The organism is Micromonospora sp. DT81.3 (assembly GCF_049847225.1).
Classification (GTDB): Bacteria; Actinomycetota; Actinomycetes; order Actinomycetales; family Microbacteriaceae; genus Microbacterium.
Genome location: NZ_JBNCNY010000016.1, coordinates 15,293 through 32,577, shown reverse-complemented (window position 1 = coordinate 32,577; position 17,285 = coordinate 15,293). Strand labels below are relative to the sequence as shown.

The window sequence follows — 17,285 nt, the reverse complement described above, 5'->3', positions numbered from 1 at the left end:
TCCGGGCACGCGCCGTCCACGAGGGTGCGGCTCAGCGCTTCCGGTTAGCGAACGGCCAGCGGCCGTAGATTTCGGCGAACGCGTCCCGGTAGCGGATCTCAACGTCCTCGGCGGACTCGTCGGGCGTCGTCGCCCAGGCAACGAGCAGCTCGTCTTGATCGGCCAGCTGCCAGATCGAACGTCCGCCCTTGTGGCTGGCGCCCTTCCGCGCGTACTGCCCCAACCGCTTTCGCAGCCCTCCCGCCTTCGCTTCTGCTTTGCCGATGTACACCACCGGCGTACCCGGCACCCAGCGCGCCGTGAGGTCCTCCAGCCGGTAAGCAGACCCCGCCCGAGCTCGCGTCAGCTCAAGCAGCTCCGGCGTCGTGGCCGCGGTGCGCAGCACCATGTAAATCCCCGTTTCAGTCGGCACCCTCGCGGCTGCCAGGTCAGCAAATGGGACGAATCCCTCGAAACCGACCACCTCAAGCGATGCCCGATCCCACGCGCGCGGCAACGGCAGACCACCCATTAGCCGTCCTCCACGATGCCGACAGCATCCACCGGCGCCACGGCGGGCACCCCGAACAGGTCGGCCACCCGCCGCTCGAGCAGATATGGCTCCACGTCGCCCGCGTGCAGCGGCGTCGACGCCACCCGGACCGGCCGAGGCTCCATGTACCAGTACAGCTGCCGCATCCCCTTCGCGTTGTGCTGCTGAGCAAGCGCCCGCGCCTCGTCCCGCGTGAACAACCACACGGCATCCGACGAGAGCAACGTCACCGCGAGCAGCTGCGCCCGTAGATCGTCAGGGAAGAAGAAGCCAATCGACATCGCTCCCCTGCCGCCTGACGGAGAGGGAGCGGTCTGAGTCTTCACCTGAATCGTCATCGCGCTCGCGGAGCCTGGCGCATAGGCCACCAGATCGACGCCGGAGTCCGTTGTCAGACGCGCGGTGTCGATCCCGAGCTTCACCAGCCGGTACTGCACGAGTAACTCACCCGCGGCGCCGATGTGCTGCGTCGTCGTCATCGACGCATCGTCTCACGGCGAGCGGTACGTCCTCGCGGACGAATCGGATCATCGCACCGGTCGCCGTCGTGCTGGGGCTTCTGGGGTTGGCACGGCCCTGGCTAAAGCAAGAGCGCCTCGAGCTAGTAGTTGCTAGCTGCTCCGCTTCGATAGAGAGCTTCGGCGTCCGTTGCGGTGGTGATCGCATCGCGCACCTGTTGCTGAGTGAGGTCAAGCACTCGAAGTGTGTCGTCGACCTTCGCAACCGCCTCAATCCGATGGAATGCGGAGCCGTGATCGACGGCGAACCGCGCGAGGCCACGGAGTTTGGGTAGCGCGTCAGCGAGATGGTAACCGTGAGGGTCGACGATGGACGGCTGGACGCTGCCACCGATGTCGGCGAAAAAGATGAAGTCCGGGAACAGCCGGCGCCAGGCACCCTTGCCGTCCACGTAGGCGATCGCGAGCGCATCGTCAGCCGCCCGTCCGGGATTTCGATACCAGGCGGCGCTGTGGGGCAGCTCGCGGTCGAGCACGTCCACCTCCCAGCTGCCGAGCGACCCGATGGGGAATGCGCCCTGCGTGTCCGACATGAGATGCCGGGTGCGTGTGGGTACCGCTTTCCCGTCCTCGCTGACAGTGGACTCAGTGCGTACCTTCGGGCGGAGGACGGATATCGGCTGAGGGGTGCCGGTCATCGCGATGAGCTCGGCGTAAACGGCCTGCCGTTCGTCTGAGAGTCCCTTAAGTGGAACTCTGTACTCGGTCAGCCACCGCTCGACGAGCGTCGTCGCGGCACGATTGAGTTCGTCGGCGACGGTTGGCACCTTGGCGAGCGCGGCGACTTGGAGATGGGCGGCGAAGAACGCATCGTCGTTGCCATCGCGGTCGGCGATCCGTTCGGCGTACCTCGCGGCGATGTCCTTGCCGAGTACACGCCCAGCGGCGCGGTACTCGGCGTCGACGGTTCGATCGTCGGCGAGCTCGGTGAAGCTCGAGTCGACGATAAACGTCCGATTGGCGATGGATGCGATGATCGTTTCGCCTTCGACGGTTCGGACATCCTGACGTGCCTCGTCGACGACGTCGGCGTACCGGGCTGCGAGACCGTCAAGGACGGCGAGAAGCTCGGCATGGGCGAGCTTGGTCGCGTTGGGAACGAGTCCGTCGTAGGCAAGAGCCTGCGCGAGGCCGGACAGTCGCGAGGTGGGCCGTGCGCCCTTCCGGGGCAGGGTCTCCGAGGGTAGCTGGTCGAAGGCTTCCCAGACCTCCACAGGGACTGTGCTGTTGACGTGCATGTCGATGGGTCCGAGCAGCACCCGTCGACCGTCGCCTCCACCAGAACCGCCGGCCGGGTCGTCGTCGGCATCGGAGGTACCGGAGGTGCCAAGGAGCAGCTCAACAACTTTTCCGGGCCGTGGACCGGTCGAAGAACGGCAGGATGCACTCGACCGAGTTGAGCCGGTCGTCTCCCGGGATGCGTCGCGCGAGTGGCGTCCGAACCATCCGCCCGAGGAGCTGAGTGATGTGGGTGTCGTCCTGAGCGGGTCGGTATGAAACAAGAACCTCGGCACGGGGACAGTCCCACCCGGTCGAGATCGCGTCCTTGGCGAGGAGCACCCGAACGACGGTGCGTTGCTGCACGTGCTCAGGGCTGATGTATCCGACGACGTGTCTTCCGACGACCAAGTCGCTGTGTTCGCCGAAGACGTGTGCAATGTTGGAGTCGCTCAGCTCTGGCCACTCCTGGACGATCGCTTGCAGTGCATCGAGAAGCATCTGGTCACTGGGGGTGTTGGGCACTTGAACGACCAGAAGAGGAACCACCGGATCTTCAGTGGTTACTTGGGCGCCGTGATAGTCGGCCCAGTGCTGGGTCGATTCCCTTATTCTTCGGACACCGCGGCGCAGCAGGACGGTATCGAACGTGCCGGTTTCGGCGGGGAAATCGAGACGAATGTCGTCTTTGAGCAGGCCAGACTCCTGAACGCGCGCTGGGTCGACCACGACGTTTGGCAGCAGAGTTCTGCCGGAGGAGTCGGTCATTGCCTGATTGAATCGCTCGACGGTCGCGCTGATGCCGAGCACGATCGGAACGGGCGGGGCGCCGGCCTCGCCGTTGACGAGTTGACGGACGATCGTCGACTTCTCCACCCGCTCGTTGCGATTAGGGCGCTTCATCCCCCTGTGTGCCTCATCGAGAATCACGTACAGCGTGAGGGCGGGATCCTCGATCGTGTTGCGCAGCACATCCCAGAACGTGTTTGCCCGCCTATCCGGAGCGATCAGCATGTTCTCTGCGTCGGCCAGCGTGCCGCCCCGGACGAGCAGCGAACGGGAGGCTAGCTTCTGCGAGTTAAGGAAGTAGACGTGCCCAGGCTCTAGGCGATCGCCGGCGAACGTGTTGCCGATGGCCACGAGACGGGAGTAGGGGATCTCTTCGGTTGCTTGCAGGATACGGTGACGAGTCTGCTCGTTCAGTGAGGGGTCGCTGGTGAACCACAGCACAACGGCGCCGGGATCGGGCGGGAAATTGAAGTCATCGTTGCCGACAAAGAGGGCTTCGATGACCGCGGCCGCCATGACCGTCTTACCCGCCCCGGTGACGGCGGACAGCGAAAACGCTGACAGCCGCGGCCGCGGCCGGTGATAGTCCTCGCGTGCGTCGTTGAGGTTCGTCAGAACGTCATCGACCGCATCAGCCTGGTAGTCCTTGAGGGTGAACTTCACCGGTTCTCTCCCCCGACATTGATCGTGAAATTGGTCAGGTAGGACTCGTACAGCCGGACAGGCTCAATGTGCTCAGGAAGACTCGAACAGACCATCTGAAACGACCTGTCATCGTCGGTGACGATATATGCCACGCGCGCCGCCGGGGCTGCGGTGAGCTGCTCGAGAAACGCACGTGAGGTATCCACGTCGAACAGAACCCCATAGGTTTCCGAGACCTCGAAGTCATCGGACTCAAGGTTGATCCGCGCCCCCTGGGCACCAGCTCGCAGCCAAAGCAACGGAGCAATGGCGGAAAACGCGCGGTTGTGAGACACGATGCGCGGGGATTCGTAGGTGAGAGTGAAGACCTCAAGATTCTCGTTGAGCCCCTCAGCCATTGGGAACTCGTCGACGAACTTGTAGTCGCCTCGAATCGGCTCACCGCTGGGCGTCTTCCCGGTGATGGCGGCCACGATGCGGGGTTTCGTGATGTAGTCACAGATTCCCCATCGCTCCCACTCCTGGTCGCCCGGGCGCAGCTGGTCAGCACGGAGCCTCCTTTGCTCGTCCGCACTCACCTCGTTGTTAGTGATGCTGATCGACTGGCGGCGTCCGCCGTCCTGACGATTGAGCCGCATGACCGCGTGAGCGGTTGTTCCGGACCCCGCGAAGAAGTCGACGACCCGTTGCGTTCGGGTTGTCCGCCACGAAGAATCTAAGCGCGTCCTCGACGGCATAGAGGGCTTTCGGGTAGGGGAACTTCCTGTCCGGGAGGAGCGAGGCGAGTAGCCGTGAACCACTGTTGCCGGCGTCGTGAGACGAGATTCGCCAGACGTCCGTCGGCACGAATCGCGCTTCGTAATCTGAGCTGTCGGTAATCACTGAGCCGTCGGCGCGGCGGCCCAGAACTTTGAAGGTGCCGTCTGCCACTTTCGTGCGCTCGCCCAGCTTGAGGTAATACGGGGTCGTTCGTTCGCCATTCCACCTGCCCAACCGAGCGTGGCCCTGAGTGATCGCGTCTCGAAGAGCGGCGGGACTGATCTGCCAACGACCTTCGCGACCGTCCTGCCGGATCGGCCACACGGCGACGGCTTCGTCGGGACTCGGTTCGTCTCGCCAACCGTCGCCGTAGAAGGGTTCCCCGACTGAATGGAAGATGGGCCCATCCGCAGAGTTGATCACAAATACGGGGTAGAACAAGTTGGGATGTGTCGTGCGGAACGGCTGCGTGCCTGACCGCATCAGCAGGTTCCAACGGATGTCGTTCTTGTTCCTTGTCATCACAGGATTCCACTCGCTCCCAAGCGGTAGCGGCGCAGGGGATGACGTTCCGAATTGGACAAAGTAGAGATACTCGGCTGATCGGTTGAATGTTCCACTTCGAGTGGAGCCGGCACCGTTGATCGAAGAGGTCACCATCGTGATCCTCGCCTCCGGAAATGTCTGCTCAAGGAGCAAGCCAAGTCGCAGGTACTCCTTCTCGTCGATCGTGACGATGAGCACCGAGTTATCTGGGTTCAACAGCCGCTTGGCGACGCTCAGGCGACGCTCGATGAACGCTAGCCATTTGGAGTGCCGGTAAACGTCCTCACCGTCGACGTAGTCGTTGTTGTACTTCCAGTCCTTCGCACCGGTGTTGTAGGGCGGATCGATGTAGATGACGTCGACCCGGCCCGCGTGTGTGTATTGGAGGGTTTGAAGTGCGTGATAGTTCTCGGCGTTGATGACGGTATGGAACGGTTTGTCACCGCCACGCTCGACCCGACCGGTTGATACCAGCCCTGGATAGATCGGATCCCGAAACTCAGCGACCACGACGAGATCTCCGACGTCACGGATCGTGGCCTCCTGCTCCGCTTCTGCGGATGGTGCCGACGTCGCGTCCGCAATTGCCGCCACGAGGGTTGCCTTGCGGATGGACCCATCCCGCGCGATGCTTCGCACTCTCCACATTCTGTCGTCAACGGTTGAAGGCGCCTCGCCGCGTGCAGGAAGAAACTTCACCTTGTCGTTGACGCGGATTGGGCGGCCCGGTAGCTCCACGGTTTCCGGCGTGTGGCGCTCGAAGTTCAGCCCGAATGCGCGGCGGCTGCTGAGCGCGGAGTACTCGCGGGTGAGGTCAGCTGCCAGTTGGGGGTTGAGTTGCTCGACGTGTTTGAGCAGCTGAGTGATTCGAGACACAACCGACAGCCTATTGATCCCGTTGCCACTGCCCTCGCAGACCTGCATCGCGACCGGTAGGGTCCCGATTCGCCCTGCGGAAGATGGCGATGATTCCCCGATCGCGCTTGTGGTCTCGATGCGGTGGACCCGGGGTAACGCTCCCCTCTAGGGACACCTCCTTACGACATGCCCAATAAGACGCCGGGTCGGCGGTCATCTCCCGTGCCATTCAGACATCACCCTGCGGCCGAAATGTCCAAACGGACACCACGTGGACATGTCTCCTGGGAGATGGACAACTCCAAGAAATACCTACATTCAACTCGGGCACTGCAATGTCGGACACACTCGCTAGGTTATGAATGTCAGATTCACTAGCAGGAGGTTACCCATGGACATCAGCTCGCTCGAGGCGCCGACCAGCGAAACCGTAGGAGGTGCAGTGATGCGCCTCACTCAGACCCGTGTCGGTCTAGTCGGCTGCGGCTCGGCGAAGCTCTCCCGGCCATCCCCCGCCGGCAGCCTCTACACCAGCGCCCTGTTCCGCAAGTCGCGCGCCTACGTCGAGGCGACCTGCGATCGTTGGTACGTCCTGTCCGCGAAGTACGGGCTTGTCCACCCGGACACCATCCTCGAGCCGTATGACGTCAAGCTCGGGCGAGTCATTCCGAGGGAGCCCGAGCGGAGCGCGCAGCCGATCCACCAGTGGGCCGACATGGTCCGTGCACAGCTGGCTACCGAGCTGGCGGACGTCCCGCGCGTAACCCTCATCGCTGTCGCCGGCGAGCAGTACCGCACGATCCTCCACCCTTGCCAGTGGCCCTACTCGGTGCCCATGCAAGGGCTCGGGATCGGGGAGCAGCTCGCGTGGCTCACCGCAGCACTGTCGGAGGTCCGGTCAGCATGAGCAGGAGCTCGCTCGAGGCCCCGGTCCGCGAGACCGTCGAGGCGTTCATGGCACGGAAGCACAATCCGAAGTGGCGGCCGGCACCACTGCCCAAGCCCACGGCCCTTCCCCGGATGACCGACGAGCAGTTCGAGGCGCTCTACCGCAGCCACATGAGCGAGTACGGTCGCGCCGTCGACGACGCCGACGACGTCTTCGCCACCCTCCCGCTGCGCGGCGGCCGCCCGTTCCGGGTCGGGCTCAAGGACACCGGGCGCAAGGTCTACCCCATCACCACGAGCCCCAGTGGACGCTATGCCGTCGCGAAGCTCCGCAGCCTCCACCACGACGTCTTCCACGTCCCCAGCGGCCTGCAGGTGCCCGTGGTCTTCTCCCACGCCGGGCACTCTTACCGGATCGGCAGCAACGTCGCCGGCGACGGCTGGAAGACCAGGCGTGAGGCGGAGCAGTTCATGGCCGCGCTCGAGGCCGCCGACATCGTCGACGACGACCCGAACGGACTGGGGCGGGACACGTCCAAGCGCGACCAGCTCGCTGCGTTCCTCGTCAGCTATGCAACAACCGCCCCTTGACCATGTCGGAGCCCTGCCGTATTGTAATGAATGTCAGATTCACTACATAGCAATCCGAGGAGGACCACTCAGACCTTCAACAGCCAGGGGACGCGACCCTCGCTCCCCTCGCCGGATGGGCGCCACCGCGCAGCCTGACGAGCACAACCCGCTCTCTTGCACCCCATCCCCCGCGCCGGCCCATCGTCCTCCCTCGGGGGCCGGCGCCGCGGGGGCGGCTCCTGACAAGCCGCCCCCGCCTCTCCCTCTTCCTTGTCCGCGAACGCCCATCGATGCGGCCTATATCCATCAACGGAACGAAACGGAGCACCTGATGACCGCCACGACCCTGACCCTCTACCTGGCCAACGTCGAGCAGCTCATCCGGCCTCCCGCGCCGATCCTGGTCGACGGCCACTACTTCGTCCGCGCACCCTACGACCTGGCGGGCGGCCGGCTCATCGGATTCAGCCCGGCCTCAGGGTTCCCGATCGTGAAGTGGGCCCACGATGCGCTCACCGCCCCGGACGCCATCCGGGGGTTGCACGCCAACTTCATCGTCGCCGGACGTGTGATCAAGCACCCGCTGCCCGTCAGCGAGATCACCATCCGTCAGCACCCTGGCAGCGTCCAGGTCGTCATCACAGACACCCGCAACGGGCAGCAGTACCGCCCGTACCTCGGAAACGACGGCTCGGTCGCCCAGCGGGTCGCCGATGCCTGGGGCCGACGCCCTGACTACGCCGCCGCCATCCTGCCCGCCGCGGCCGCCGCCTCTTAGAACGGAATCAAACCATGCTTGCCATCTCTCGAGGCCTGTACGAGGCATCCACCGGCGAATCCGACCTCCTGCTGCCTCGATTCGCCGACTGGCTGCTCGAGGTGATCCCGACCATCCTGCTCACCCTCGTCGCTGTACTCGGCGGAGTCCTCGTCCTGCTGGGCTTGTTCAAGGTGTTGTTCACGCGCGATCGCGGTGGATCGCCCCTCGTCGTCGTCGGGATCTGCGCTCTGGTATTCGGCATCGCGCTGCCGTGGACTTCGGATCTATGGGCTGAGCCGGAGGACACATCTTCGTCGCCAACGCAGACGCCCTCAGGATCTCCACTCCCGTCCACACGGCCCGTTGACCAGGAGGCAGAAGCTGTCGACCTGACGTGGCTCTGGTTCGTCCTCGGATCGCTTGCGGTGACGATCTTGCTCGGGGTCGTGATCGTCCTTCTCGTATGGCTCGCTCGACCGAGCGGGCGTCTGGGGAGGGCGCGGGAGAGGCGAGTCGCCGAGCAGGGACAACGTTCGCGGCTCGAGGCGAAGTGGCTCGAGATCCGCGAGCTGCACAACGAGCTGCTTCGGAAGATCCTCCACGCAGAGACCGACTGGGATTCGCTCTTCACCCTGCCGGCTCTCACCGACCCCGCTGTGCCGGCCACCTACAAGATGCTCAGGGCGATGCAGGACGCGAACACTCTCCGCGACACGGACGGCGATCTGCCATGGGGAACGGGACAGCTACCGACACATGCCGATCTGACAGCCCTTCCGTACCCACGGGCCGTCCAAGCGTTCGCTCTCGCGTGGGAGGCAGCCGAGCGCCACGCGCGTCGAGTTGGCCCGAGGAGTGTCCCTGCAGCCGAACGCAAACTCATCCGCGAGATCCGCACGCTGCTCAATCTCACCGAGAACAGCGCCACGTCGGCCACCGAGCGAAACCTCGCGTACCGCAGAGCTCAAGGACTCATCGAGCAGCTCCACTCCATCCACATCCCCAGCCAAGCGCTGGAGCAACTGGAAGCGCGGCAGATGCCGATGCTCACCACAAAACGAGAGGCAGGTGTGTGATGCGCTGCTGCATCATGTGTGACGAACCGGACCCGATGTACATCCCCTCCGACGACGTCGAGGACTACGGGCTGTACAGCTGCGAGTGCGGCTTCGAGATGGAAGGTCCTCGGGAGAAGCACACGCTCTTGCTCCCGACCGCCGCCGGGCTGGAAGAGCCACTGACCGTCGAAGTCATACTCGCCGCACACACCGGCGGCGACGGCGGCAGTGCGACTCCACAGCCGGCGCCAACGCTGACGCCGGCAGGATCCGCTCACCGATGAGCCGGCGCGCAGCACTCATGGCCTACCTGCAAGCCAGAGCGCTGCGCGGCTGAGAAGGAGACAGTACAGATGTCCACGACCCTCGACATCCTCGATGACAGCTTCCCCCACGGGACTCCGGGGGGATTCGCCGCCGGATGCCGGGGCGCCGCATGTCCCGCCCTGATCACCTGCCGCGAGCTGCACAAGCGCTACTCGGGCGACTGGACGTTCAAGAGGCTGGTCGACGCCGGCGTCTCCCTGGAAGAGATCCTCAGCCGAGAAGCGGCCGAGCGCGCGGGGATACGGGAACGCGATCGGTCGGCTGCCCGGACCGTCCGCCACACCGAAGCTCCGGCGAAGCCGAGGACCGCAGCCCGGAAGCCGAGGGCGGCTCAGAGGCAACGGCCTACGCAGCGCCGGTCTTCGCCCGCACCCAAGCTGGTCCCCACACGCGAGGAACCGCGGGTCGCTCCCTCAGCAAGCACAACACCGGACAGATCTCACCCCGGGTACGGCTGGCTGGATGCCGAGCGGCTTCGCGCCCACGAGCTCGAAGACGCAGGCTGGGTAGAGCAGCTCGACGGCTACGAGACCGAGCTGGACAACCACACCCGAGCCCTGGCGAAGTGGAAGGCTGATCAGCTGATCCGGGCGCGCGAACTCCGCCGAGCTACGGCAGCGCTGGCGCAGGCGAGGATCGCAGAAGGAACCGGCCTCTCCCTCAACGGTGCCATCGCCGCCGCCGTTGCTTCCGCGCAAGCAGACCACGACCGAGCCCAAGCCGACGTCGACAGCCATCGCACGAACAAGCCGGCCGCGCCGAAGAAGCCGCGCAAGCCCAAGCCGGCTTCGCCGGCGCGGCTCCGCAAGCCCAGGCCTGTAGCAGCGCCGAGAGTCGTGCAACCGCACGGCACGAACGCCTGCAGGGCGCGCGGCTGCGATCGTCCAGAGTGCAAAGAGGCAGGACGCCGGTACCACCGCGAATGGGTCGCCAAACGCCAGCTGCAGGGGATCCCTTCCAAGCACCACGGCACGCCCTACGGCTACTCGCTGGGCTGTAAGGATCGCAACGCCTGCCCTGCCGAGATCTCCTGCGCAGATGCTTCTCGGGCCGAGGAACGCCGCCGAGCTCGAGAAGCTGGGATCGCTGAGCAGGCGCCCCGTGTGCCCGCAGAGCCGGTCCGGCAGCATGTCCGTGCGCTCATGGCCAGTGGGTGGTCGGTCCTGGCGATCGCCGCCGCGGCCGAGGTGTCGAAGACCGGGCTCAAGGTTCTGTTGTACGGCCGATCCGGCGCCCGCAAGGGCGAGCTCCCCACCGCGATCGAAGCAACCAAGGCAGAGCGGCTGATGAAGCTCGCCGCGCGGGCCACGCAAGCCCGGTCGGCCTAGCTACGGCGGCAGCTCGAGGAGAGCCTGATTCACGATGTCGGCACCCGATCCGCACCAATGCTCGTCCGCGAACAGCAATCCCAGCGGCCTATATCCAGTAAGGGCCCGAAGAGGGGTTCCATCCCAGCATCTCGGGCGTAGTATCAATGAATGTCAGATTCACTACTAATCGAAGGAGACTCGTCATGACCGCCACTCAGACCGCAAAGGCGCCGACAACGCCCGCGGTCATCGTCACCGGAAATATCTGCACGCCGCTCACCTACATCCGCCTCCTCCCCAACCGAGTCGCTCGAGTGAGCTTCCGCGTCGACGGGCCGGACGGGCCCTTCAACGTCCACGCCGGCGGCCTGCGCGCCGAGCTGCTCCACGCGACTCTCCATAAGGGAGACAGGGTCACGGTGCACGCACCGGGTGCAACACTCGCCCACCCCTGCCAGACCATCCCCGACCTCGAGGCCGACTCCGTTGAGCTCGACCTCCACTGACAAGCGCTCGGCCCCCGAAGATGGGATCAGCCACGCCCCCGCGACGTCGCACGGCCTGCCCGTCCATTCCGACGCGCTCTTCACGCTCATGGATTTCGAGGAGACGCGGCCCGCGGGGGCGCTCGAGTGCGGGCACCTCCTTCACGACACCGATCACTACGACGAGTGCCTGCAACGCACCTGCCCCATCTGTCACCTCACCGAACGCAACGGCTACGCGGTCTGGATGGAACACAACCCGTACAGCTGGAGCTCTAACCGCGCCTGGTGCGCTCAGCAGGGTTGGATGTGGGAGCGCGTCGCGTCCTGCCTGGGCTGCACGAGCTGGACATTCGGGATTTGGCCCTGCCGCAACCTCGCCTGCGCGTTCAGCAGTTCCGTCGTCCTCGCCGACCCTGAGCTGTGGATGCAGCACCCGACCTACGAAACGTGGTGGTACCCGCACCCCTGGGTTGAACCGATCGCGCAGCAGTGAATCGTTCGGCACCGCCCTCGGTCTTCAGCCGGGGGCGTTTCTTCTGTCCGCCGACGGCAGTGTCTGTGCCTACACCTAGACTGTGAATGTCAGATTCACTAACGGGAGGTCATCATGACCAAGGCACTCAAGATCACCACCACCGGCCAGCTCAGCTTCGTCGAGCTCGACGACATCGCCGACTACTGGCGCGAGGTCGGCGGCTTCGTGCAAGCGGTTCCCGTGGGCGACCGTCACCAGATGATCCTCAACGAGGAAGGCAAGTACTCGGGCCTGGCTCACAACGCGGTTGCTGACGCCGTCACCGTCATCGGATGCACCGGCCTCGCCGCAGACGACTTCATCGTTGGTGACGTCCTCCTGGTCGGCTCGTCGCCGAACTCTGAGAACTGGTCCGACGTCGCCGACTCTCTCGTCGAGTCCGTCCGCAAGCTCATCGCGGGAGCTTGAGCCATGCTCATCCAGGGCCTCCCGGTCCGCCCGGGCACCCAGGTCTCCGAGGTCCGCTCCCCCTCGAGCGAGAACTGCCAGCGATGGGACAAGGGCAAGCCGTCGTGGCGGCATCCGACCGACGGTGGATTCGACGCCTCGCTGTACACCGTCACTCCCCTCCCCGAGGCAGCCGCACGCGCATTCGTCGAGGCTGAGCACTACGCCGGCTCGTTCCCGGCAGCGCGCTTCTCATTCGGACTCCTCACCCGAGACGATCGATTCCCCATCAACGGCGCCATTGTGGACGGGCAAGCACTCGTCGGAGTCGCAACTTTCAGCACGCCGATGACGCAGCGCGTCCTCACTCAGGTGTTCCCAGACCTCACCCCCTACGAGGAGAGCATCGAGCTCGGCCGGTTCGTTCTCACAGACACGCCCGCGAACGCGGAGTCATGGTTTCTCCGACGCGCCTTCCAGCTCGCCGCCGCCGCCGGCATCCGAGGGGTCGTTTCCTTCGCTGATCCGCTCCCCCGGCATCGACGAGTCCTCGAGGTCGACGACGACGGCACGAGCACAGAGCGAGTCGAGGTCACGACCCCGGGGCACTGCGGGTTGATCTACCAGGCGACGAATGCGACCGCCTGCGGCCGCAGTACCCCCCGGACACTCAACTACCACCCGCGGCGAGGACTCGTCCTGTCCGAGCGAACACTGCAGAAGGTGCGCGCGCAGGAAAGCGGCGCTGCCTCCGCCGAAAAGCACCTGGTGACGCTCGGCGCCCCTATACGACGGGCAGGGGAAGATCCACGGGCCTGGCTTCGCGATGCGCTCGAGGCAATGCAGATCGTCAAGGTGCGGCACCCCGGCAACTGGCGATATGCGTTTGCCATCGGATCACCCAGCCAGCGGCGCCGCGTGCGCATTGCGCTTCCTCCGACTCACTACCCGAAGCCCGCGACCGATCTCCTTCCCGCGATCGCCACCTGACTGCCCGACGGAACGCTCTCCCTGAACGCCGGCAGGAGGCGTACCGTGTCGCGGTTAGGGGGAATTTGATGACTGATTCCGCGGTGCCCGAACCGCCATCGTTCGACGAGTACTGCCGGGAGCACGGCATCTCGGCCGACGAGCAACCGGCAGCGTTTGCTGCCTACCTCCACCTACTCAGCGGTGGTCAGTGGGACGGCGGCATGAAGCGCGTCGACGAGTGGACTGACGAGAGCGATGCGCCCCTCAGCTGAGCCGCGACGCCGGCGGGTGACGGACACCGTCACGATCGCGGCTCGGTCACTAGGCGCACGAATCTGACGCCGTGCCGATAGACCCCGTGACTCTGGGCGACGTCTGCGGAGATCTCGGCGGGCACCGGGTCGACCAGAGTCAGGCGCACCGGGTCGTTGCCGGCGTTGAACCGATCGACCGCACCCGGTGACACGAACTCCGGCCACGGGTGCTCCCCGATCGGCGGGCGGAGCAGCGCGCCAAGTGAGCGTGCGACAGACGGCTTGAGCGGTGTGGACCGGCCGACGATGCGCAGCTCTCCATCGACGTAGTTTCCGACGACGACGGCTTTCGGTCTTTCGATGGGACCGATCACGGCGCCCACGATGACGTCAGTGATATTTCGGTACTTGACCTTGATCCACTGCCGCTCACCAGGCTTGTAGGCCTGCTGGGCGCCCTTCACTACGAGGCCCTCAATGCCGGCGGCCGCCATGTCCTCGAACCAGCCCCGCGCCTCGGCGACGTCGACCGTCATCGGTGAGAGAGTCAGCGGCGGCCGCCAGGACGCCGCGAGCTGCTCGAGCATGTGCCGGCGCTCGTCGAACGGTCGCACTCGAACGTCCTCCCCCGCCAGGGCGAGGACATCGAACAGAACGAGCGAGGCCTGCAGGTCGCGCGCCAGAGCGCGCCGGCGCTTCTTGCCGGCGCTGAGACGCTGCTGCAGCGCATCGAAATCCAAGCGCCCCCCGACCCACGCCACCACCTCACCGTCCAGCACTGTCCCCTCCGGCAGCTGCGCCGCGGCCGCGGTGAGCTCGGGAAACGCCTCGGTCATATCAGTGCCCCGGCGTGACCAGATGCGCACCCCGAGCTCACCGCTAGTGACGGTGGCGCGGTACCCGTCCCACTTCGGCTCGTACCGGCACCCGCCCGGGAGTGCGTCGGGGTCGGGGATGCTCGCCTGGGACCGCGCCAACGCGGTCGCCGGCGGCAGTGACAGCGACGTCGGGATCAGCGGTGATCTTTCGCTTTGGTCTCGTTGCGAGAGCCTGAGTCGGAATCGCGGAACTGCCCGTTCGTGCCCTGGATGCGGACCTCGCCGAGGCCGCGGCCGGTGTTCTCCACGGTCTCTTTCGCGCGCGCGATCGCTTCCTTCTGGGTGCCGAAATGGGCGGATGCGCGCTTGTGGTTCTCCTTCACGACATCCCACCCGCCGTTCTCGTTCGGGACGACGTAACGGTCCTCATCGTTCTTAGCCATGAACCGCAAGCTACGCCGCGGCCGCAAACGCACGCGAGGGCCTTGCGAAACGTCGAGGACTACCCCTCTCGTTGCGGAATTGGTGTTGACGATGTCCGACCCCCTAGGTAATGTAATGAATGTCAGATTCACTAAAGATTTACCGAGGGAGACACCATGACCGCCACGAAGACTCGCCGCCCGGTCCGCGCCCGCAAGACTCCGGAGCAGCGCCGGGCCGAGGCAGAGGCACTGCACGAGACGCTCACCGAGCAGATCGCCACTCTCGTCGACGGAGACAACTGGAAGGCGTGGTTGCGCCTCGCCGGCGTGATGCGCCGTCGGTCGTTCGCCAACCAGATGCTGATCCTCTCCCAGGGCGGGACGTACTGCCTCGGCTTCCGCCAGTGGGAGGCCCTCGGCCGCCACGTCCTGAAAGGATCCAAGTCGATCAAGATCTTCGGCTTCTCTCCCCGCCGTACCGTCGACGTCGACGAGGAGACCGGCGAAGAGACCGTGCACCACTCCGCTCGCTACCCCATCGTCAGCGTCTTCGACATCACTCAGACCGAGGGCGATGCCCTCCCGGAGATCCAGCCCGAACGACTGCAGGGCGAGGACGTCGATGCGATCTTCGACCGCGCGGCCGCATTCATCACCGCGCAGGGCTGGAACGTCGCCCTCGAGGACATCACTCAGGACGGCCTCAACGGCTACACCCGCGGCGACACCCGCCAGATCCGCGTCGACGCAAAGATGGCCCCCGCCATGCGCGCGAAGACCCTGCTGCACGAGATCGGCCACGCTCTCCTGCACTTCGGTGACACGGACACGATCGCGCACCGCGGCCACATCGAGACGGAAGCAGAATCGGTCGCCTACGGCGCCGGCGCCCTGCTCGGTCTGGACACCAGCTCCTGGTCCATCGGCTACGTCGCAGGCTGGTCCGCCGGCGACGTCGAGATGATCCGCAGCACGGCCGCCAACGTCCTTCGCGCCGTCACCGCGATCGCGGACGCGCTCCTTGGTGAGGAGGAGGCAGCAGAGGCGAGCTGAGCACGGTTCCGGGGGCGGGTGACGCCAAAACCCCGCCCCCGGAACTCATCTGTCCGCGACCACCCAATGCCGCGGCCTATACCAGGCAGCACCTCTCGAAGGGAGTCCTCATGGAACAGGCAATCGACGTCTTCCACCAATTCTGGCCGCTGCTCCTGGGCGTGGCCGGCATCGTCGGGCTGATCATCGCCGATGACCACCGGCACCGATCCCTCGAGGCACGGCGCACCGAAGGCATCACCGCCTACCGCCGCAACATCCGCACCTCTGTCGCGATCGCCAGCTCGAGCACGCTCGCGATCGCCGGCGCCGCGGCCGCCGGCGCCAATATCTACTTCTGACGGGACACCCTCATGAGCACCCTCTTTCATCGACTGAGCTACAAATCGACCCGACGCGCGGCGATCGCGTGGTCCGCCGCTGCGCTTCTCGCAATCAGCGCGGTTGTCCTGTTCGGACCCAGACTCGCCGGCGCAGGTCTCGGCACAACGGAGTTGGCCGCCCCGCTGCCGGCCCCCGTCGTCTCAGCAGAGAGCGCCGGGGATCTCGTACCGGAAGCCAGCGCGGCGCTCGAGCAGCTCGAGCAGCTCACGATCGACGAGCCGGAGAAGGCGAACACCTACGACCGCGATCTATTCGGGCAACGGTGGGCCGACGTCGACCGGAATGGCTGCGACACCCGCAATGACATGCTCGCTCGAGATCTCATCGACATCGTCACCAAACCCGGGACCAACGGCTGTGTGGTGCTCTACGGGATCCTGCACGACGCCTACACCGGCGAGACCGTGATCTTCGAGCGGAGATCGGAGGGCTTCCAGCCCGTCCAGGCAGATCATCTCGTCCCCCTCGCCTACGCCTGGTCGCAAGGGGCACACGAATGGACGCCCGAGCTCCGGCAGCAGTTCGCGAACGACCCCGCCAACCTGCAGATCACGACCGTAAACCAGGCGAAAGGCGACAGCGGGCCCACGGAGTGGACCGCCCCCGACGAGTCCTACCGCTGCACCTACGCCGCACGCTTCGTCTTCGTGCTCACCGCGTACGGGCTGACCATCCCCGTAGCCGACCACAACACTTTGACCGCGCAGCTCGCCAGCTGCACCGCGGGCCGAATCGAGGAATGACCCCATGGCACATCGCCTCCGCTCCATCACGATCACAGACGACACCGGAACCCGATACACCGACCTCTTCCTCGACATCCCCCTCAACGAGTACGAGCTGCGCACGTCCGGACACGGCGTCACCGGGATCGACGCCATCGTGCACGCGCGACCCTTCGCACCGCGAGCAACGGAATCCGGGCCGCTCGGCGCGCTCATCCTCCGGTGGGCTCAGGCGCACGTCGACAACCACAACCTGCTCGGCTGGCAATACATCGATGCGCACGACATCCACACCATCGCCCTCGCCGACACCCTCACCCGCGAGGTGCACTTCATCAACCTCTTCGGCCACGTCATCGGAGGCCGGCGCGCATACCGTCTGCGCGAGCTCGCCGACGCTCTCGACCTGCTCCTCGAGTTCGAGATCGAATGAGCACCGCGGCGACGTCCCCAGAGACGCCAA

At 65.4% G+C, this 17,285-nt stretch carries 23 protein-coding genes; 15 read left to right on the top strand and 8 right to left on the bottom strand.

Annotated features, from left to right (window positions below; translation table 11 throughout):
- Positions 1 to 31: 31 nt before the first annotated feature.
- The 6 genes from ACPW96_RS21670 to ACPW96_RS21645 form a co-directional block, all read right to left on the bottom strand.
- Positions 32 to 511 carry a hypothetical protein gene (locus ACPW96_RS21670; protein WP_425885696.1) on the bottom strand — a complete coding sequence of 160 codons (480 nt, stop codon included), beginning with the start codon at positions 509 to 511 and terminating at the stop codon, positions 32 to 34.
- A complete protein-coding gene (locus tag ACPW96_RS21665) occupies positions 511 to 1,011 on the bottom strand; it encodes a hypothetical protein (RefSeq protein ID WP_425885694.1) in 501 nt (166 codons plus the stop codon). The genes ACPW96_RS21670 and ACPW96_RS21665 overlap by 1 nt, the downstream gene beginning before the upstream one ends.
- 122 nt (positions 1,012 to 1,133) lie before the next feature.
- On the bottom strand, positions 1,134 to 2,309 hold the full coding sequence (locus ACPW96_RS21660; protein WP_425885692.1) for a hypothetical protein: 1,176 nt from the start codon (positions 2,307 to 2,309) through the stop codon (positions 1,134 to 1,136).
- A gap of 79 nt (positions 2,310 to 2,388) precedes the next feature.
- A complete protein-coding gene (locus tag ACPW96_RS21655) occupies positions 2,389 to 3,720 on the bottom strand; it encodes a DEAD/DEAH box helicase (RefSeq protein WP_425885690.1) in 1,332 nt (443 codons plus the stop codon).
- Positions 3,717 to 4,175, bottom strand: coding sequence for a hypothetical protein (locus ACPW96_RS21650; RefSeq protein ID WP_425885688.1), 459 nt, complete (start codon positions 4,173 to 4,175; stop codon positions 3,717 to 3,719). Before ACPW96_RS21650 ends, ACPW96_RS21655 begins: the two co-directional genes overlap by 4 nt.
- A gap of 112 nt (positions 4,176 to 4,287) precedes the next feature.
- Positions 4,288 to 5,883: a DNA methyltransferase gene (locus ACPW96_RS21645; protein ID WP_425885686.1), complete on the bottom strand. Its 1,596-nt coding sequence runs from the start codon at positions 5,881 to 5,883 to the stop codon at positions 4,288 to 4,290.
- Between the two features lie 373 nt (positions 5,884 to 6,256).
- Between ACPW96_RS21645 and ACPW96_RS21640 the strand changes: the two genes are divergently transcribed.
- From ACPW96_RS21640 to ACPW96_RS21590, 11 genes are all read left to right on the top strand, one after another.
- Positions 6,257 to 6,772 carry a DUF6884 domain-containing protein gene (locus tag ACPW96_RS21640; protein WP_425885684.1) on the top strand — a complete coding sequence of 172 codons (516 nt, stop codon included), beginning with the start codon at positions 6,257 to 6,259 and terminating at the stop codon, positions 6,770 to 6,772.
- Positions 6,769 to 7,344 (top strand): hypothetical protein, encoded by a 576-nt coding sequence (locus ACPW96_RS21635; RefSeq protein ID WP_425885683.1) that lies wholly within the window; start codon positions 6,769 to 6,771, stop codon positions 7,342 to 7,344. The genes ACPW96_RS21640 and ACPW96_RS21635 overlap by 4 nt, the downstream gene beginning before the upstream one ends.
- Before the next feature lie 313 nt (positions 7,345 to 7,657).
- Positions 7,658 to 8,104 carry a hypothetical protein gene (locus tag ACPW96_RS21630; protein ID WP_425885681.1) on the top strand — a complete coding sequence of 149 codons (447 nt, stop codon included), beginning with the start codon at positions 7,658 to 7,660 and terminating at the stop codon, positions 8,102 to 8,104.
- Between the two features lie 14 nt (positions 8,105 to 8,118).
- On the top strand, positions 8,119 to 9,162 hold the full coding sequence (locus ACPW96_RS21625) for a hypothetical protein (protein ID WP_425885680.1): 1,044 nt from the start codon (positions 8,119 to 8,121) through the stop codon (positions 9,160 to 9,162).
- Positions 9,163 to 9,176: 14 nt separating this feature from the next.
- Positions 9,177 to 9,428 (top strand): hypothetical protein, encoded by a 252-nt coding sequence (locus ACPW96_RS21620; protein ID WP_425885678.1) that lies wholly within the window; start codon positions 9,177 to 9,179, stop codon positions 9,426 to 9,428.
- 69 nt (positions 9,429 to 9,497) lie between these two features.
- The gene (locus ACPW96_RS21615; RefSeq protein WP_425885677.1) at positions 9,498 to 10,799 is read left to right on the top strand and encodes a hypothetical protein; all 1,302 of its coding nucleotides are present in this window, start codon (positions 9,498 to 9,500) and stop codon (positions 10,797 to 10,799) included.
- Between the two features lie 185 nt (positions 10,800 to 10,984).
- Positions 10,985 to 11,287 carry a hypothetical protein gene (locus ACPW96_RS21610; protein WP_425885676.1) on the top strand — a complete coding sequence of 101 codons (303 nt, stop codon included), beginning with the start codon at positions 10,985 to 10,987 and terminating at the stop codon, positions 11,285 to 11,287.
- Positions 11,268 to 11,762, top strand: a complete 495-nt coding sequence (locus ACPW96_RS21605) for a hypothetical protein (RefSeq protein WP_425885675.1) — start codon at positions 11,268 to 11,270, stop codon at positions 11,760 to 11,762. Before ACPW96_RS21610 ends, ACPW96_RS21605 begins: the two co-directional genes overlap by 20 nt.
- Positions 11,763 to 11,876: 114 nt before the next feature.
- Positions 11,877 to 12,212, top strand: coding sequence for a DUF3846 domain-containing protein (locus ACPW96_RS21600; protein WP_425885674.1), 336 nt, complete (start codon positions 11,877 to 11,879; stop codon positions 12,210 to 12,212).
- A 3-nt stretch (positions 12,213 to 12,215) separates the two neighbouring features.
- Positions 12,216 to 13,181 (top strand): hypothetical protein, encoded by a 966-nt coding sequence (locus tag ACPW96_RS21595; protein ID WP_425885673.1) that lies wholly within the window; start codon positions 12,216 to 12,218, stop codon positions 13,179 to 13,181.
- A 68-nt stretch (positions 13,182 to 13,249) separates the two neighbouring features.
- A complete protein-coding gene (locus ACPW96_RS21590; RefSeq protein ID WP_425885672.1) occupies positions 13,250 to 13,435 on the top strand; it encodes a hypothetical protein in 186 nt (61 codons plus the stop codon).
- A 29-nt stretch (positions 13,436 to 13,464) separates the two neighbouring features.
- Here the strand turns inward: ACPW96_RS21590 and ACPW96_RS21585 are convergent, their stop codons facing one another.
- Together ACPW96_RS21585 and ACPW96_RS21580 are read right to left on the bottom strand one after the other, a co-directional pair.
- Complete coding sequence (locus ACPW96_RS21585) at positions 13,465 to 14,394, bottom strand: ATP-dependent DNA ligase (RefSeq protein WP_425885671.1); 930 nt, start codon at positions 14,392 to 14,394, stop codon at positions 13,465 to 13,467.
- A gap of 35 nt (positions 14,395 to 14,429) precedes the next feature.
- Entirely contained in the window at positions 14,430 to 14,678 is a 249-nt protein-coding gene (locus tag ACPW96_RS21580) for a DUF2188 domain-containing protein (RefSeq protein ID WP_425885669.1), read from the bottom strand.
- A 156-nt stretch (positions 14,679 to 14,834) separates the two neighbouring features.
- On the opposite strand from ACPW96_RS21580, the gene ACPW96_RS21575 reads away from it, so the two are divergent.
- The 4 genes from ACPW96_RS21575 to ACPW96_RS21560 all read left to right on the top strand — a co-directional run bounded on the left by ACPW96_RS21575 (position 14,835) and on the right by ACPW96_RS21560 (position 17,255).
- A complete protein-coding gene (locus tag ACPW96_RS21575) occupies positions 14,835 to 15,713 on the top strand; it encodes an ArdC-like ssDNA-binding domain-containing protein (protein ID WP_425885667.1) in 879 nt (292 codons plus the stop codon).
- 110 nt (positions 15,714 to 15,823) lie between these two features.
- Positions 15,824 to 16,054, top strand: a complete 231-nt coding sequence (locus ACPW96_RS21570) for a hypothetical protein (RefSeq protein ID WP_425885665.1) — start codon at positions 15,824 to 15,826, stop codon at positions 16,052 to 16,054.
- Positions 16,055 to 16,066: 12 nt separating this feature from the next.
- Positions 16,067 to 16,840, top strand: a complete 774-nt coding sequence (locus ACPW96_RS21565; RefSeq protein ID WP_425885664.1) for an HNH endonuclease family protein — start codon at positions 16,067 to 16,069, stop codon at positions 16,838 to 16,840.
- Positions 16,841 to 16,844: 4 nt separating this feature from the next.
- The gene (locus ACPW96_RS21560; RefSeq protein ID WP_425885662.1) at positions 16,845 to 17,255 is read left to right on the top strand and encodes a hypothetical protein; all 411 of its coding nucleotides are present in this window, start codon (positions 16,845 to 16,847) and stop codon (positions 17,253 to 17,255) included.
- The last annotated feature ends 30 nt before the right edge of the window (positions 17,256 to 17,285 follow it).

Coding starts and splice junctions, on each gene's coding strand:
- ACPW96_RS21670 (WP_425885696.1), bottom strand. CDS start 511: ATGGGTGGTCTGCCGTTGCCGCGCGCGTGGGATCGGGCATCGCTTGAG.
- ACPW96_RS21665 (WP_425885694.1), bottom strand. CDS start 1,011: ATGACGACGACGCAGCACATCGGCGCCGCGGGTGAGTTACTCGTGCAG.
- ACPW96_RS21640 (WP_425885684.1), top strand. CDS start 6,257: ATGGACATCAGCTCGCTCGAGGCGCCGACCAGCGAAACCGTAGGAGGT.
- ACPW96_RS21635 (WP_425885683.1), top strand. CDS start 6,769: ATGAGCAGGAGCTCGCTCGAGGCCCCGGTCCGCGAGACCGTCGAGGCG.
- ACPW96_RS21630 (WP_425885681.1), top strand. CDS start 7,658: ATGACCGCCACGACCCTGACCCTCTACCTGGCCAACGTCGAGCAGCTC.
- ACPW96_RS21625 (WP_425885680.1), top strand. CDS start 8,119: ATGCTTGCCATCTCTCGAGGCCTGTACGAGGCATCCACCGGCGAATCC.
- ACPW96_RS21620 (WP_425885678.1), top strand. CDS start 9,177: ATGTGTGACGAACCGGACCCGATGTACATCCCCTCCGACGACGTCGAG.
- ACPW96_RS21615 (WP_425885677.1), top strand. CDS start 9,498: ATGTCCACGACCCTCGACATCCTCGATGACAGCTTCCCCCACGGGACT.
- ACPW96_RS21610 (WP_425885676.1), top strand. CDS start 10,985: ATGACCGCCACTCAGACCGCAAAGGCGCCGACAACGCCCGCGGTCATC.
- ACPW96_RS21600 (WP_425885674.1), top strand. CDS start 11,877: ATGACCAAGGCACTCAAGATCACCACCACCGGCCAGCTCAGCTTCGTC.
- ACPW96_RS21595 (WP_425885673.1), top strand. CDS start 12,216: ATGCTCATCCAGGGCCTCCCGGTCCGCCCGGGCACCCAGGTCTCCGAG.
- ACPW96_RS21590 (WP_425885672.1), top strand. CDS start 13,250: ATGACTGATTCCGCGGTGCCCGAACCGCCATCGTTCGACGAGTACTGC.
- ACPW96_RS21580 (WP_425885669.1), bottom strand. CDS start 14,678: ATGGCTAAGAACGATGAGGACCGTTACGTCGTCCCGAACGAGAACGGC.
- ACPW96_RS21575 (WP_425885667.1), top strand. CDS start 14,835: ATGACCGCCACGAAGACTCGCCGCCCGGTCCGCGCCCGCAAGACTCCG.
- ACPW96_RS21570 (WP_425885665.1), top strand. CDS start 15,824: ATGGAACAGGCAATCGACGTCTTCCACCAATTCTGGCCGCTGCTCCTG.
- ACPW96_RS21565 (WP_425885664.1), top strand. CDS start 16,067: ATGAGCACCCTCTTTCATCGACTGAGCTACAAATCGACCCGACGCGCG.
- ACPW96_RS21560 (WP_425885662.1), top strand. CDS start 16,845: ATGGCACATCGCCTCCGCTCCATCACGATCACAGACGACACCGGAACC.